The organism is Streptomyces sp. A1277 (genome assembly GCF_004795015.1).
Classification (GTDB): Bacteria; Actinomycetota; Actinomycetes; order Streptomycetales; family Streptomycetaceae; genus Streptomyces.
In genome coordinates, this window is the sequence record NZ_SSBI01000006.1 from 144,876 (window position 1) to 159,853 (window position 14,978).

The following is a 14,978-nucleotide window of genomic DNA, read 5'->3' on the forward strand; positions in this document are numbered from 1 at the left end:
TCGTAGCATCGGCGTTTTGTGTGATCTTCGCTTCTTCGCAAGGGGGAATGTGATGGGCAGCGGCCGCAGGCGACGGACCACGATCGTCGCCGGGGTGGTGGCCGGAGCGGTGCTCGCGACCGGCGTCGGCCTGTGGGCGACGGACAGTTGGCCCTTCCGTGACAGCTACTGCTGGGGCGCGTGGGAGCAGAACAGCGGTGCGTCCTTCCTCGGCGACGACGCCCTCGCCAAGTCCGGCTCGGAACGCGGGTCCACCGAGTCGGCGGCGCCCTCGGCCGCCCACCCGCAGGGCACGTGCACGGTGTACGTGACGTCCGAGATCGAGGACGACGACTCCGACGAGCCGCTGACCTTCAAGGAGTCGGTGATCCTGGAGTACGGGCCCGTCCCCGCGAAGGCCGAGGAGCGGCGGGACTGGCTGGCCCACTTCTTCCACGGCTCGGCCTCCCCCCTGCCGGGCGGCCTCGACGGGCTGGTCGCCGGCGACCGGGCGATGCTGGTGCTGCCTTCGGCCTGCGACAAGGGCGCCCTGCCGACCGTTGTGACGCTCCGCAGCGGGAGCACGGGCGACGGCCATCTCGGCAAGGTCGCCATGCCCTTCACGATCGGCACCCGTCCCGACGTCGGCCGGATGCTGCTCGATGCCGCCAACACCGGTATGGAGAAGGCCGGGTGTGCATCCGCACAGCCTCTGCGCACCAGCGCCCCGATGGTGACGGTGGCCGAGGACGACGAGAGGGCCGCCTCCCCGCTGTGCCGGATTCCCGGCGTGGCCTTCGACTTCGGCCGGAACTCGCGCTACTACCAGCAGGTGGGCGCGGTCACCGACCGGCTCCAGACGTGTTCGGTGGTGTTGAAGGCGCTGCGGATGCCCGACGAGCCGTCCGCCCAGTACGTGATGACGAACCGGCCCCGGATGTCCGACCTGTTCCGGGGCCTGCCGGAGGGCTCCGCCCAGGGCCTGGTGCGCCTGCGCTGCGACGACCGGCCGACGGTGTTCTACGGGCATGTGGAGGCGGGTCTCAAGGGCCTCGGCCTCCCCGACGACCAGCGGGTGTTCGACCGCTACGTCGAGTCCGTGAGCAAGCGCATCGGGTGCGAGGACAAGAGCGGGAGCGGTGAGGACGCGTGAACGAGGAAACGCACCGGGAGAAGAACGGGGAGAAGCCCTTGACGGACACCGGAGACGGGACCGGCGCACCGGCCACAGCCCCCGAAGGCCCCGCCGTCCCGGAGAGCGCCACCACCCCCGAGGCCCCGTCCTTCCCCGAAGGCCCGCGGCCCTCGTTCGTCCGCCGTCTGCTGCGCAGCCGTACCGCCCGGGCGGTCACCGCCGCCGCGCTGGCCGGGGCGCTCGTGGGGGCCGGTGCGGTGGCCTGGCGCACCGACACGCTTCCGCTGCTGGGGCCCGCGCCCTGCTGGGACTCGCTCAGTGACGGCTCCATGAAGTCGCTGTTCGGCGACCGCAGGACCGAGGTCGAGGAGCAGTCGCTGCGCAGCGACCCGATGGCCGAGGCGCTGACGTACGGCCAGTGCCGCATCACGAGCTTCGACGGCGACCGGGCCCGCCGCCAGGTCACCCTGAACGTGCGCCGGCTGGACGGCCTGCGGGGCACCGACTCCCGGAGCTGGCCCAGCGAGTTCCTCTCCTCCGCAATGGTCTCGCTCGGCGACGGGCTGCCCGGCATGGCCTCCTCCTCGCGCGCCTGGATCGCGCTGCCGCAGGCATGCACGGGGCGCAGCGAGTTCACCGGGCCCACCGTGGTGGACATCGGCATGGGCCGGGCGGGCTTCGAGGTCTCGTCCGAGTACACCCTGCGGGACCGGGGCGACCTGACCGCGGCCGTCGTGGACGCCGCCAACGGCGTGATCAAGGAGTTCGGCTGCACCGGCACGTACCAGGAGCCGCGCACCCTGCCCGCGCCGGTGAAGTGGGACGACACCAAGGCGTCCGCCTTCTGCGGCATCGAGGGTCTCACCCTTCCCCAGGCGTACCGCGAGGAACTGCGGCAGGTCCGCGTCGGCGGCGAGGGCGGCCCGGCCCGGGTCTGCGAGGCGGGGACCAGTTCCCGGGAGGCGTCCGTGCGGCTGACGACGGTGGTGGACCCGGCGCTGACGGAGATCTTCTCCTGGGACGCGCTGCGTTCCGGCGAGTCCGTCAGCGGCACCGGCAACCAGGGCTACGGCAAGATCGGCGGGAACCGGGCCGTGTTCAAGGCGATCTGCCAGACCGGTCCGGTCATGCTCGTCGTGGAGCAGCTGCGCCCGGCGGGCAAGGGCAGCCGCTTCACGTTCGCCCGCGACCTGCTGCCGGACTACGTGGCGGCGGAGGCCGAGCGGATCGGCTGCGGCCCGCAGAAGCTGAGGCCCTCCGCGTCCTGACGCCCGTGCGGCGTCGGCTGGGGGCCGTGAAATGATGCCCGGCACCATGAGAACAACCAGCTTGCCGGTGCCGGGCGGGGGTCCCCGGTGAGGGGCCGGGCGAAGCCGCCGCCCTCGCCGCTCCCCCAGCGCGAGGGCGTCGACCCGGTGCGGGTGCGGCTCCCCGAGGACCCGGACGGGCGGTGGGCGACGGTCCGCGACCATCTGCTGGACCGGTTCGCCGGGGCGATCGGCGCGGACCGGGTCGGGGCGCTGCTCGCCGGCGGCCGGATCGTGTCGACGGCGGGCCCGGTCTCCGGCGACGAGCCGTACGCGGCGGGCCGCTACCTGTGGTTCCACCGGAACTTCGCCCCCGAGGAGCCGGTGCCGTTCCCGGTCTCGGTGGTGTACCGGGACGAGCACCTGGTGATCGCGGACAAACCGCACTTCCTGGCGACGACCCCGCGCGGCCGGCACATCACCGAGACGGTCGTGGCCCGGCTCCGCCGCGAACTGGACCTGCCGCTGCTCCAGCCCGCGCACCGGCTGGACCGGCTGACCGCCGGCCTGGTGCTGTGCGTGGTGCGGCCCGGGGAGCGGGGCGCGTACCAGACCCTGTTCCGGGACCGGCTGGTGTGCAAGGAGTACGAGGCGGTGGCGCCTCACGATCCCGGGTTCGTCCTGCCGCGTACCGTGCGCAGCCGCATCGTGAAGGAGCGCGGGGTGATCGCCGCCCGCGAGGAGCCCGGCGAGCCGAACAGCGAGAGCCGGATCGAGCTGCTGGAGCACCGGGCGGGCCTCGGCCGCTACCGGCTGCTGCCCGCCACCGGGCGCACGCATCAGCTGCGGGTCCACATGAACGGCCTGGGCCTGCCGCTCGTCCACGACCCGGTCTACCCCGCGGTCCTGCCGGACCCCGCCCCCGGTGACTTCTCGCGTCCGCTGCAACTCCTGGCCCGGGTGCTGGAGTTCACCGACCCGGTCACGGGAGAGCCGCACCGCTTCGAGAGCGGGCTGCGGCTCTCCGCGTGGCCGGAGGGCTGAGCGGCCGGGCGGTCAGTGACCGCGGGCGATCCACTCGTCCAGGTGCGGGGCCTCCGCGCCGATGGTGGTGGAGTCGCCGTGTCCGGTGCGCACGGCGGTCGCCGGGTCCAGGGTGAGCAGCCGGTCCCTGATCGAGTCGACGATCACCGGGAAGGACGAGAAGGACCGGCCGGTGGCGCCGGGCCCGCCCTGGAAGAGCGTGTCGCCGGTGAAGACGGCGGCCAGCTCGGGGGCGTACAGGCAGACCGCGCCGGGGGCGTGTCCCGGGGTGTGCAGGACGGTCAGCGTGGTGCCCGCGACGGTGATCTCCTGACCGTCGGCCAGTTCGCCGTCGGGCGTGCGGTCGGGATGGGTCTGCCTCCACAGCGGCAGGTCGTCCGGGTGGAGCAGGATCGGCGCGCCGGTGGCGTCGGCGAGCGCGGGGGCGGCGTCGATGTGGTCGTTGTGCGCGTGGGTGCAGATGATGGCGCGCAGCCGGCGCCCGGCGAGCACGGCCTCGATGGCGGCGGCGTCGTGGGCGGCGTCGATGACGACGGCCTCGGTGTCGTCGCCGACGAGCCAGACGTTGTTGTCGACGTCCCACTCGCCGCCGTCGAGGGCGAAGGTGCCGGAGGTGACGAGGTGGTCGATGCGGGCGGCCATCAGAGGACCACCACCGAGCGCAGGACGTCGCCGTCGTGCATCCGGCCGAATGCCTGCTCGATGTCGCCGAGTCCGATGGTCTCGGTGACGAACGCGGCGAGGTCCAGGCGGCCCTGCTGGTGCAGGTCGATGAGCATCGGGAAGTCGCGGGAGGGCAGGCAGTCGCCGTACCAGGAGGACTTGAGCGAGCCGCCGCGGCCGAAGACGTCGAGCAGCGGGAGTTCGAGCTGCATCTCGGGGGTGGGGACGCCGACCAGGACGACGGTGCCGGCGAGGTCGCGGGCGTAGAACGCCTGCTTGTACGTCTCCGGGCGGCCGACGGCCTCGATGACGACGTCGGCGCCGTTGCCGCCGGTGAGCTCGCGGATGGCCTCGACGGGGTCGGCGGAGCGGGAGTTGACGGTGTGGGTGGCGCCCATCGACTTCGCCGTCTCCAGCTTGCGGTCGTCGATGTCCACGGCGATGATCTTCGCCGCGCCGGCCAGCCGGGCGCCCGCGATGGCCGCGTCGCCGACGCCGCCGCAGCCGATGACGGCGACCGAGTCGCCGCGGCCGACCTGGCCGGTGTTGATGGCGGCGCCGATGCCCGCCATGACGCCGCAGCCGAGGAGTCCGGCGACGGCCGGGGAGACCTCGGGGTCGACCTTGGTGCACTGTCCTGCGGCGACGAGGGTCTTCTCGGCGAAGGCGCCGATGCCCAGGGCCGGGGACAGCTCGGTGCCGTCGAGCAGGGTCATCTTCCGCTTCGCGTTGTGCGTGTCGAAGCAGTACCAGGGGCGGCCGCGCAGACAGGCCCGGCACTGGCCGCACACGGCACGCCAGTTGAGGATCACGAAGTCGCCCGGCGCCACGTCGGTGACGCCCTCGCCGACGGACTCCACGACCCCCGCGGCCTCGTGGCCGAGGAGGAAGGGGAACTCGTCGTTGATGCCGCCCTGCTTGTAGTGCAGGTCGGTGTGGCAGACGCCGCACGCCTGGACCTTGACCACGGCCTCACCGGGGCCGGGGTCCGGAATGACGATCGTCTCGACGCGCACCGGTTCGTTCTTGCCCGGTGCGATGACCCCTTGTACGTGCTGCGGCATTCCCGTGGACTCCCTTATCCCGACTCTTCGCTGAGACCGGTGCTCCCGGCTTCTCCCGGGATCGATCACGGGCAACGGTACGCCGTGCGGGGCGGCTGCCGGCTTCAGGGCGCGAGGACGTCCAGCTCGTGCAGGGCGCCGACCGCGATCTCCTTCGTCAGGCGCTCGGCCTCGGTCGCGTCGCCCGCGCGTACGGCTTCGGCGAGCCGGACGTGCAGGGTGACGGCCGCCGGGTCGGGGTCCTCGAACATCACCTGGTGGTGGGTGCGGCCGGCCAGGACCTCGGCGACCACGTCGCCCAGGCGCGCGAACATCTCGTTGCCGGAGGCGTTGAGGACGATGCGGTGGAAGGCGATGTCGTGCGCGAGGTAGCCCTCCAGCTGCCGGCCGCGCGAGGTGGCGACCATGCCGAGGGCGCGTTCGGTCAGCTCGGCGCACTGCTCGGGGGTGGCGTTGCGGGCGGCGAGCGAGGCGGCGACCGGCTCGATCGCGGAGCGCAGCACGGTCAGGGAGCGCAGCTGGCGGGGGCGGTCGGCGCCGGCCAGCCGCCACCGGATGACCTGGGGGTCGTACACGTTCCACGCCTCGGCCGGCCGCACGGTCACACCGACCCGGCGGCGGGACTCGACCAGGTGCATGGACTCCAGCACCCGGACCACCTCGCGGACGACGGTGCGCGAGACGTCGAAGCGCTGCGCCAGTTCGTCCGTGCGCAGCACCTGGCCGGGCCGGTGCTCCCCCGCGGCGATCTCCAGGCCCAGGGCGTCCAGGACATGCGTGTGGAGACCCTGGGCAGGTGTGGTCATGGCCCCAGAGTACGGGGCCGCCTCCGGCACAAAAAAGTACGACGTTTATGTCACAGCATCTTGAATAAGTCGTACGTATGCGTTTCAGTAGCGCGACGGACCGATGTCGAGGAAGACATCGAAGAGACAGCGAGGCACCGCAATGAGCACCCCCCACGTCGTCGTGGTGATGGGCGTCGCAGGGACCGGCAAGACCACGATCGGCCCCCTGCTCGCCGCCGCACTGGGCGTTCCGTACGCCGAGGGCGACGACTTCCATCCCCCCGCGAACATCGCCAAGATGTCGGCCGGCACCCCGCTGGAGGACGCGGACCGGTGGCCCTGGCTGGACGCGATCGGGAAGTGGGCGCACGGCCGGGCGGGGCTCGGCGGGGTCGTCAGCAGCTCGGCCCTCAAGCGCGCCTACCGCGACCGGCTGCGCGCCGGGGCCCCCGGTGCGGTCTTCCTGCACCTGACCGGTGACCGGTCCCTGATCGAGGAGCGGATGGCGGGCCGCAAGGGCCACTTCATGCCGACCGCCCTCCTCGACTCGCAGTTCGCCACCCTCCAGCCCCTGGAGGACGACGAGGCCGGCGTCGCCGTGGACGTATCCGGCACCCCCGAAGAAATCACCCAGCGAGCCGTCGCCGCGTTGCGCCGGCTCGACGACTAAGGATCACCACCGTGACCAGTCTCAGCGTCGAGATGCTGGCAGCGGACGCCGTCGAACCGATCACCTCGGCCGGCAACGCGCAGTTGGGCATCGCCGTCCTGGCGGGCATCGCCGTCATCGTCCTGCTCATCACCAAGTTCAAGATGCACGCGTTCCTCGCGCTGACCATCGGCTCGCTGGCGCTCGGCTCGTTCGCCGGCGCCGCGCCGGCGAAGACGATAGCGAGCTTCACCGCGGGCCTCGGCTCGACCGTCGCGGGCGTCGGCGTCCTCATCGCGCTCGGCGCGATCCTGGGCAAGCTGCTCGCGGACTCGGGCGGCGCCGACCAGATCGTGGACACGATCCTGGCGAGGACGAGCAAGCGGGCCATGCCGTGGGCGATGGTCCTCATCGCCTCGATCATCGGCCTGCCGCTGTTCTTCGAGGTCGGGATCGTCCTGCTGATCCCGGTCGTGCTGCTCGTCGCCAAGCGCGGCAACTACTCCCTGATGCGCGTCGGCCTCCCGGCCCTGGCCGGGCTGTCCGTGATGCACGGGCTCATCCCGCCACACCCCGGCCCGCTCGTCGCGATCGACGCCCTCGACGCCAACCTCGGCGTCACGCTGGCCCTCGGCGTGGTCGTCGCGATCCCGACGGTGATCCTCGCCGGACCGGTCTTCTCCCGCTTCGCCGCGCGCTGGGTGGACATCCAGGCGCCGGAGAAGATGATCCCGCAGCGTCCCTCCGAGGACCTGGAACGCCGGCCCGGGTTCGGCGCCACCCTCGCGACGATCCTGCTGCCCGTCGTGCTGATGCTGGTCAAGGCGCTCGTCGACATCGTCGTGGACGACCCCGAGCAGGGGGTCCAGAAGGTCACCGATGTGATCGGCTCGCCGCTGATCGCGCTCCTCGCGGCCGTGCTCGTCGGCATGTTCACGCTGGGCCGGGCCGCCGGGTTCACCAGGGCGCGGCTCTCCACGACGGTGGAGAAGTCCCTCGCCCCGATCGCCGGCGTGCTGCTCATCGTGGGCGCGGGCGGCGGCTTCAAGCAGACGCTGATCGACGCCGGGGTGGGGCAGATGATCCTGGACTTCTCCGAGGACTGGTCGATCCCCGCGCTGCTGCTGGGCTGGCTGATCGCCGTGGCGATCCGGCTCGCGACCGGTTCGGCGACCGTGGCGACCATCTCGGCGGCCGGTCTGGTCGCCCCGCTGGCGGCCGACATGTCGACCTCGCACGCGGCCCTGCTGGTCCTCGCCGTCGGCGCGGGCTCGCTCTTCTTCAGCCATGTCAACGACGCCGGCTTCTGGCTGGTGAAGGAGTACTTCGGCATGGACGTCGGCCAGACCGTGAAGACCTGGTCGGTGATGGAGACCATCATCTCCGTGGCCTCGCTGGTCTTCATCCTGCTGCTGTCCCTGGTCCTGTAGCCGGGGCCGGTCAGCCGCCCGCAGGTCTGGCATCCGCCCCGGTGGATGCCAGACTTGCGCCATGGAGAACCGCGAAGCGCTCAAGCCCTTCCTCCTCGCCTTCCCCGGTCCGCTGCGCGACCAGCTGGTCGCCGCGGTCCTGGACGGGCGGAAGGTGTCGACCTCCGGCCTGCTCCTGGAGTACGAGATCGAGAAGGAGGAGCTGCCCCCGATCGGTGAGCGGTCCGCCCTCATCGACTCGGACGGCCGGGAGACCGCGGTGCTCGAAGTGACCGAGGTACGGGTGCTGCGGCTGGCCGACGTCGACCTCCAGCACGCGCTGGACGAGGGCGAGGGCTACGCGTCGGTCGCCGAGTGGCGGGCCGGACACGAGCGCTTCTGGCACAGCGACGAGATGCGCGAGGCGCTCGGCGACCCGGAGTTCACGGTCGACGGCGAGACCATGATCGTCGCCGAACGGTTCCGGGTCGTCGAACGCCTCGGCCCCGCCGCGGAGCCCGTGGACGCGGAGCCCGTGGACGCGGAGCCCGTGGACGCGGAGCCCGTGGACGCGGAGCCCGTACGGGACTGACCGGGGCCCGTCCCGCTCACCGCACCTCCGCCGCCGCCCTCTCGCGCCGGTGCGCGCTCTTGACCAGGCCGAGACGGCGGCGGAACGCGAGCAGCCGGGGATGGCGCTCGTGCAGTTCGGCCGAGCGCCGGTCCAGCTCCTGGCCGAGGCGCTCGGTGCGCTTCTCGATGTCCAGCTCGTCCAGGATGCGGTCCACCTCGGCGAGGAGCGCCCCGTGCAGCTGCCACTTCCTGGGGTGCTCCTGGACCGCGGCCAGCAGCATGTCCGCCACCAGGTCGCGGGTCTCCCGGCTGGTGTTGAGCGCGTCGAAGAGCCGGTCCTCGGCCTCCTCCGCGCTGGCGGCCACCGGGGTGGTGATGAGCACCGAGAAGCTCTCGATGGCCCCCGCCATCTGTTCGAACAGCTCCGTGATGTGCCCGGCGACCTCGGCGGGGAAGAGGGGTTCGTCCACCCGGTCCTTGGCGAGGTCGGTCAGCGTCCTCGACAGCACCCGCACGACGACCGCGCAGATCTCCAGCGTGTCCAGACCGGTGCGCAGCACCACGCGGTGCAGCAGCCCCTGCCGCACCCTCGGGTTGAGCATGAGGCTTTCCTCGGCCTGCCGCAGCGAGGCGTCCACCTCCACGATGTCGTGGTCGAGACGGCGGGCCCGGTGCAGCCGGTCGGCCGCCTCCGGGACGGTGACCGGGCGGGCGAGGTCGCTGCCCAGGTCGCGGAACATCTGCCCCATCTCGCGGGCCAGTCCGTCGATGGAGGCGCCCGCGGTCTGCACCCACACGGGCGGGGCGAACAGCAGGTTGAACAGCAGGCCCACACCGGCGCCGATCAGTGTCTCGAACACGCGCTCCCACGCCATGCTCGTTCGCGCGGCCACCGAGGTGACGCCGAGGACGAGCATGGCGCTGATCGCCACCTCGGGGACGAATTCGTCGACCCGGACCAGTCTGCCGATGATCAGCGCCGTGAAGATGGTCAGCCCCAGGCTCCACCAGGACAGGCCGACCAGCGAACTGAAACCGCTCGCGATCAGGACGCCGACGATCACGGCGGTCACGCGCTTGACCGACATGTTGACAGTGGCGTAGAGGGTCACCTGGACGACGAGCAGCGCGGTCAGCGGTGCGGTCAGGGGTGCGGGCTCGGTCAGCGTCGCGGTCGCCACGGCATAGGCGATCACCGCCGCGCCCGTGGAGCGCAGGGTCTGCGCCGCCACGGGTTCGGTGGTACGCCGGACGAGTTTGATGACGGGTTCGGCTACTCCTGGCATCTTCTTCCCATGCCCGGATCCGGCCCCTGTGCACGGTTCCGGCCGCCGAACCCCACCGGACGGACGCGCGCGGGGGGCGCGAAGCCCCCGCAGGACGACCTAGCCGACCGCCTTCGCCGCCGCACGGCCCGCCGCCCGGCCGGAGAATATGCAGCCGCCGAGGAAGGTGCCCTCCAGCGAGCGGTAGCCGTGTACCCCGCCGCCGCCGAAGCCGGCCGCCTCGCCGGCCGCGTACACCCCGGCCAGCGGGGTGCCGTCCTCGGTCAGGACGCGCGAGGTCAGGTCCGTCTCCAGTCCGCCGAGCGACTTGCGGGTCAGGATGTTCAGCCGTACGGCGATCAGCGGGCCGGCCGCGGGGTCGAGGATGCGGTGGGGCGCGGCCGTACGGATCAGCCGGTCGCCGAGGTAGGTGCGGGCGCCGCGGATCGCGGTGACCTGGAGGTCCTTGGTGAAGGGGTTGGCGATCTCCCGGTCGCGGGCGGTGATCTCGCGGCGCAGCTCGTCCTCGTCGATGAGCCCGTCCCCGGTGAGCGCGTTCATGCCGCGTACGAGGGCGCCGAGGTCCTTCTCCACGACGAAGTCCACACCGTTGTCCATGAACGCCTGGACGGGTCCCGGCACGTCCGCGCGGGCCCGGCCGATGACGTCGCGGATCGACTTGCCGGTCAGGTCGGGGTTCTGCTCGGAGCCGGAGAGCGCGAACTCCTTGCCGATGATCTTCCGGTCCAGCACGAACCAGGTGTGGTCGTGGCCGGTGCGCATGATGTGTTCGAGGGTGCCCAGCGTGTCGAAGCCGGGGAAGAGCGGGACGGGCAGCCGCTTGCCGCGCGCGTCCAGCCAGAGCGAGGAGGGGCCGGGCAGGATGCGGATGGCGTGCTTGTCCCAGATCGGGTTCCAGTTCTCGATGCCCTCGGTGTAGTGCCACATCCGGTCCCGGTTGATGTGGTAGGCGCCCGCCTCCTCGGCGATGCCGAGCATCAGCCCGTCGACGTGTGCGGGGACGCCGGAGAGCATCTTGGCCGGCGGGGTGCCGAGCCGTTCGGGCCACTGCGCGCGTACGAGGTCGTGGTTGCCGCCGATGCCGCCCGAGGTGACGATCACCGCCTGGGCCCGGAGCTCGAAGGTGCCGGCGCTCTCCCGGCTGCTGGCGGTCCCGCGCGGGGCGGCGCTCGGTTCCAGCACCTCGCCGGTCACCGTGTCGATGGTGCCCCCGGTGCGCGCGAGGCCGGTGACGCGGTGGCGGAAGCGGAAAGTGACCAGGCCCCTGGCGACGCCCTCGCGGACCCGGCGCTCGAAGGGGGCGACGACACCGGGTCCGGTGCCCCAGGTGATGTGGAAGCGGGGGACGGAGTTGCCGTGGCCGGTCGCGTCGTAGCCGCCGCGTTCGGCCCAGCCGACGACGGGGAAGAGCCGCAGGCCCTGCGCGCGCAGCCAGGAGCGCTTCTCACCGGCGGCGAAGTCGACGTACGCCTCGGCCCACTTCCGCGGCCAGTGGTCCTCCTCGCGGTCGAAGCCGGCCGTGCCCATCCAGTCCTGGAGGGCCAGTTCGGGGCTGTCCTTGATCCGCAGCCGGCGCTGTTCCGGCGAGTCCACGAAGAAGAGGCCGCCGAAGGACCAGTGCGCCTGACCGCCGAGCGACTGCTCGGGCTCCTGGTCGAGCAGGATGACCGAGCGCCCCGCGTCCACGAGTTCCGCGGCGGCCACGAGACCCGCGAGCCCTGCCCCGATCACGATCACATCAGCGTCGTACGCCATGGCTTCCATCCTTGTCGGGGCTCGCGAAGTTACTGGTGCGTCAGATCTTCGGCACCGCCCGCCCCCGCGTCAACCGCCCGGTCGGCCGCGCTGCCGCCGCACCGGCCCCGCCCAGACGCTATCGTCGAAGCACATCACCCTCTTCCGGCCTGACGTGGGGTGGACAAGCGTGTCGGTGCTGGTCCTCGTGCTCGCCGTGGCTGCCGCCTGCTGCCTGGGCTTCGGCTTCGTGCTCCAGCAGGCCGCCGCCGCCCACGCGCCCAAGCGCGACTATCTGACGTTCCGGCTGCTGCTCGACCTGATGAAGGTGCGCAGCTGGCTGGCCGGTATCGGTCTGATGGTGTGCGGCATGGTGCTGGGCGCCCTGGCGCTGGGCAAGGGCGAGGTCTCCCTCGTGGAGCCGCTGCTCGCGACCAACCTGCTCTTCGCGATGACCCTGTCCCGGCACCGCACCGGCCAGCGGCTGGGCCGGCAGGGCTGGGCGGGGCTCTGGCTGCTGGCCGGCGGGGTCGCCGCGTTCCTGCTGGCGGGCGAGCCGAAGGGCGGCCAGGCGGTGTCCAGCCCGCTGCGGCACTGGCTGGTGGTGGGCGTGGTGGCCGGCCTCGCCCTGCTGCTCACCGCGTTCGCCAAGCGCCGGCGGTCCGCAGCGTCCCCGGCGCTGCTCGCGGTGGCGGCCGGGCTGCTCTACGGATTGCAGGATGCGCTGACCCGGGTCAGCGGGCAGCGCTTCTCGGAGGGCGGCTGGGCGGGCCTGATGACGTCCTGGCAGCCGTACGCGGTGCTCGTGCTCGGGGTGACGGGGCTGCTGCTGGTGCAGAGCGCCTTCGAGACGGGCCCGCTCCGGACGTCGCTGCCCGCCCTGACGGCGGCCCAGCCGCTGGCCGGGATCGCCTGCGGGATCGGGTTCATGGGCGACCAGGTGCGGACGGACACGGGCGCGCTGGCCTGGCAGGCGGCGGGACTCGCGGCGATCGTGGCCGGGATCGTGCTGCTGGGGCTTCATCCGGCGATGCCGGAGGGGCCGATGGGCGGCCGTCGTACGCACAGCCTCCAGCCGCGCTGAGCCCCCGGGGCCGGGGTGGGGGTGGGACGGTGTCGGCGGGCTGCTGTTGGATGGCGGGCATGACACCTTCTGACGAGATCCTGGACATCGTCGATGAGGACGACGTGGTCGTGGGGCAGGCCCCGCGCGGTGAGGCGACGGCCCGTGGCCTGCGCCACCGGTGCGTCTTCATCGAGGCCCGGGACGCCGAGGGCCGGATCTTCGTGCACCGCAGGACCGCCGCCAAGCTGGTCTTCCCCTCGCACTACGACATGTTCGTCGGCGGGGTGGTCGGCGCCGGCGAGAGCTACGACGAGGCGGCGCTGCGGGAGGCCGAGGAGGAGCTGGGCGTCTCGGGGCTGCCCCGCCCGCAGCCGCTGTTCAAGTTCCTCTACGAGGGCGGCCGGCACACCTGGTGGTCGTCCGTCTACCGGGTCCGGTGCGAGCTGCCGGTGCGGCCCCAGGTGGAGGAGGTCGCCTGGCACACCTTCCTGACCGACGAGGAGCTGGAGCGGCGGCTCGGCGACTGGCTGTGGGTGCCGGACGGCCTCGACTGCTACCGGCGGCTGCGGGCGCTCCAGGACCGGGAAGTGTCCTGAACGCTCCAGGAGTGTGCGAGAAGGTGACGGATAAGGTCGCCACGTGAACGAATTCGTGCAGAGTCTGCGGCTGTGGTTCGCACCGCAGCGCATCCGCGACGAGGGCGACACCCCCGACTACCGCTTCTCGCTCGCCAACGAGCGGACCTTCCTCGCCTGGATCCGGACGGCCCTGGCCCTGATCGGCGGGGGCTTCGCGGTCGACCAGTTCCTGCCGGGGCTGTCCTGGGGGGTGCGCGCGGGACTGGCTCTCGCCCTGCTGGCGGCCGGGGTGCTGTGCGCGCTGCGGGCCGTCAACCACTGGGTGCGGTGCGAGCGGGCCATGCGGCGCGGCGAGGACCTGCCGGTCTCCCGCTTCCCGACGCTGCTGAGCCTCGCGGTCGCCGTGGTGGCGGTGGCGATGGTGGTAGTGGTGGTCTTCGGCTGGGAGGGCCGATGACCGCCGAGGAGCGCGACCCGGGTCTCCAGCCCGAGCGGACCCGGCTGGCGTGGCGGCGTACGACGCTGTCCTGCACGGTGGCGGCGCTGCTGGCCGGCAAGCAGGCGCTGCACGGCGGCGCGTCGGGCGCCGGGATCGTGGCCCTGGCGTTGAGCGCGCTGGCCTGGCTGGGGTTCCTGTGGGTCGCCAACCGCCGGGTGCAGGCCATGGGCGGCGCCCGCCCGCGCCCGCTGGAGGCCCCGGGAGCGGTGACGGCCGCCGCGTGCACGATCGCGCTGGCGGTGTTCGCGGCGGCCATGCTGTTCTGACCCCGGGCGCGCGCGGGGCGCGTCAGCTCTCCGGCGTGTCCCAGTCCACCGTGACGACGATCTTTCCGCGGGTGCGGCCCTCGGCGTTGAGCCGGTGGGCCTCGGCCGTCTCGGCCAGCGGGAAGACCCGGTCCACGTGGACCGAGACGATGCCCTGTTCGGCCAGCTCCGCCAGATGCGCCAGGTCCTGGGCGTCCGGCCGGACGAAGGCGTACCGGCCGCCGTACGAGAACACCTCGGTGTCCACGATGGAGGCCAGCCGCCCTTCGGGGGCGAGCGTCTCGGCGGAGGCGCGCAGGGCCTCGCCGCCCACGGTGTCGAACGCGGCGTCGATCCCGTCGGGAGCCAGGGCCCGCAGCCGGCCGGCGAGGCCGTCCCCGTACTCCACGGGTTCCGCGCCGAGCCGCCGCAGGTGGTCGTGGTTGCGTTCGCTCGCGGTCCCGATGACCCGGCAGCCGGCGTGCCGGGCGAGCTGCACGGCGAGCGAGCCGACGCCTCCCGCCGCCGCGTGGACGAGGACGGTCTCCCCCTCGCGGACGTGCAGGGTGCGGTGGAGCACCTGGTAGGCGGTGAGGCCGGCCAGGGGCAGGCCCGCCGCCTCCTCGAAGCTCAGGCTGAGCGGTTTGCGCGCGAGGGTGCGCACGGGGGCGGCGACGTATTCGGCGAAGGTGCCCCGGCCGAGGAAGTCCTCGCGGACGTAGCCGATGACCTCGTCGCCGACCGCGAACTCGTCCACGGCCACCCCGGGCTGGACGACGACGCCGGAGACGTCCCAGCCGGGGATCACCGGGAAGACCGCGTCCAGGAGGCCGTCCAGGTTGCCTTCCCTGGCCTGCCGGTCGACCGGGTTCACGGCGGCGGCCCGGACCTTCACCAGGACGGTGTCGGGGCCGACCTTGGGGTCCGGCCGCTCCCCGTACTCCAGGACGCCGTCATCGCCGAATCTGCTGTAACTGATCGCCTTCATGTTCCGACCCTCAAGGCGCGCCGGGGCGTCC

The 14,978-nt window shown here is 72.6% G+C and carries 15 protein-coding genes and 1 pseudogene; 10 read left to right on the forward strand and 6 right to left on the reverse strand.

Annotation, left to right across the window (positions count from 1 at the left end; all coding sequences use genetic code 11):
- The first annotated feature begins 52 nt into the window (after nucleotides 1–52).
- From E6R18_RS06450 to E6R18_RS06460, 3 genes are all read left to right on the forward strand, one after another.
- Nucleotides 53–1,132 carry a hypothetical protein gene (locus tag E6R18_RS06450; RefSeq protein ID WP_136315864.1) on the forward strand — a complete coding sequence of 360 codons (1,080 nt, stop codon included), beginning with the start codon at nucleotides 53–55 and terminating at the stop codon, nucleotides 1,130–1,132.
- Nucleotides 1,129–2,382, forward strand: a complete 1,254-nt coding sequence (locus E6R18_RS06455) for a hypothetical protein (RefSeq protein ID WP_136315865.1) — start codon at nucleotides 1,129–1,131, stop codon at nucleotides 2,380–2,382. Before E6R18_RS06450 ends, E6R18_RS06455 begins: the two co-directional genes overlap by 4 nt.
- 87 nt (nucleotides 2,383–2,469) lie before the next feature.
- Nucleotides 2,470–3,405, forward strand: coding sequence for a pseudouridine synthase (locus E6R18_RS06460; protein ID WP_136315866.1), 936 nt, complete (start codon nucleotides 2,470–2,472; stop codon nucleotides 3,403–3,405).
- Between the two features lie 12 nt (nucleotides 3,406–3,417).
- On the opposite strand, the gene E6R18_RS06465 is transcribed toward E6R18_RS06460, so the two are convergent.
- The 3 genes from E6R18_RS06465 to E6R18_RS06475 all read right to left on the reverse strand — a co-directional run bounded on the left by E6R18_RS06465 (nucleotide 3,418) and on the right by E6R18_RS06475 (nucleotide 5,938).
- On the reverse strand, nucleotides 3,418–4,047 hold the full coding sequence (locus tag E6R18_RS06465; protein ID WP_136315867.1) for an MBL fold metallo-hydrolase: 630 nt from the start codon (nucleotides 4,045–4,047) through the stop codon (nucleotides 3,418–3,420).
- Nucleotides 4,047–5,132 carry an S-(hydroxymethyl)mycothiol dehydrogenase gene (locus tag E6R18_RS06470; protein ID WP_136315868.1) on the reverse strand — a complete coding sequence of 362 codons (1,086 nt, stop codon included), beginning with the start codon at nucleotides 5,130–5,132 and terminating at the stop codon, nucleotides 4,047–4,049. Before E6R18_RS06470 ends, E6R18_RS06465 begins: the two co-directional genes overlap by 1 nt.
- Nucleotides 5,133–5,236: 104 nt before the next feature.
- On the reverse strand, nucleotides 5,237–5,938 hold the full coding sequence (locus E6R18_RS06475) for an FCD domain-containing protein (RefSeq protein WP_136315869.1): 702 nt from the start codon (nucleotides 5,936–5,938) through the stop codon (nucleotides 5,237–5,239).
- Nucleotides 5,939–6,080: 142 nt separating this feature from the next.
- Between E6R18_RS06475 and E6R18_RS06480 the strand changes: the two genes are divergently transcribed.
- From E6R18_RS06480 to E6R18_RS06490, 3 genes and pseudogenes are all read left to right on the forward strand, one after another.
- A complete protein-coding gene (locus tag E6R18_RS06480; RefSeq protein ID WP_136315870.1) occupies nucleotides 6,081–6,590 on the forward strand; it encodes a gluconokinase in 510 nt (169 codons plus the stop codon).
- Nucleotides 6,591–6,601: 11 nt separating this feature from the next.
- Nucleotides 6,602–7,999: a gluconate:H+ symporter gene (locus tag E6R18_RS06485; protein WP_136315871.1), complete on the forward strand. Its 1,398-nt coding sequence runs from the start codon at nucleotides 6,602–6,604 to the stop codon at nucleotides 7,997–7,999.
- A gap of 61 nt (nucleotides 8,000–8,060) precedes the next feature.
- Nucleotides 8,061–8,483, forward strand: a pseudogene (locus tag E6R18_RS06490) (ASCH domain-containing protein); the annotation flags it as partial.
- A gap of 103 nt (nucleotides 8,484–8,586) precedes the next feature.
- Here E6R18_RS06490 and E6R18_RS06495 read toward each other — a convergent pair.
- Nucleotides 8,587–9,837, reverse strand: a complete 1,251-nt coding sequence (locus E6R18_RS06495; RefSeq protein WP_136315872.1) for an FUSC family protein — start codon at nucleotides 9,835–9,837, stop codon at nucleotides 8,587–8,589.
- Nucleotides 9,838–9,936: 99 nt separating this feature from the next.
- Entirely contained in the window at nucleotides 9,937–11,592 is a 1,656-nt protein-coding gene (locus E6R18_RS06500) for an FAD-binding dehydrogenase (RefSeq protein WP_136315873.1), read from the reverse strand.
- 169 nt (nucleotides 11,593–11,761) lie between these two features.
- Between E6R18_RS06500 and E6R18_RS06505 the strand changes: the two genes are divergently transcribed.
- The 4 genes from E6R18_RS06505 to E6R18_RS06520 are packed head-to-tail and all read left to right on the forward strand — an operon-like array spanning nucleotide 11,762 to nucleotide 13,980.
- Entirely contained in the window at nucleotides 11,762–12,655 is an 894-nt protein-coding gene (locus tag E6R18_RS06505) for a DMT family transporter (protein WP_136315874.1), read from the forward strand.
- A 59-nt stretch (nucleotides 12,656–12,714) separates the two neighbouring features.
- Nucleotides 12,715–13,233: an NUDIX domain-containing protein gene (locus E6R18_RS06510; RefSeq protein WP_136315875.1), complete on the forward strand. Its 519-nt coding sequence runs from the start codon at nucleotides 12,715–12,717 to the stop codon at nucleotides 13,231–13,233.
- Between the two features lie 43 nt (nucleotides 13,234–13,276).
- Nucleotides 13,277–13,672: a DUF202 domain-containing protein gene (locus tag E6R18_RS06515; protein ID WP_136315876.1), complete on the forward strand. Its 396-nt coding sequence runs from the start codon at nucleotides 13,277–13,279 to the stop codon at nucleotides 13,670–13,672.
- Nucleotides 13,669–13,980 (forward strand): DUF202 domain-containing protein, encoded by a 312-nt coding sequence (locus tag E6R18_RS06520; protein WP_136315877.1) that lies wholly within the window; start codon nucleotides 13,669–13,671, stop codon nucleotides 13,978–13,980. Before E6R18_RS06515 ends, E6R18_RS06520 begins: the two co-directional genes overlap by 4 nt.
- Nucleotides 13,981–14,002: 22 nt before the next feature.
- On the opposite strand, the gene E6R18_RS06525 is transcribed toward E6R18_RS06520, so the two are convergent.
- Nucleotides 14,003–14,947 (reverse strand): NADP-dependent oxidoreductase, encoded by a 945-nt coding sequence (locus E6R18_RS06525; RefSeq protein WP_136315878.1) that lies wholly within the window; start codon nucleotides 14,945–14,947, stop codon nucleotides 14,003–14,005.
- Nucleotides 14,948–14,978 lie beyond the last annotated feature (31 nt).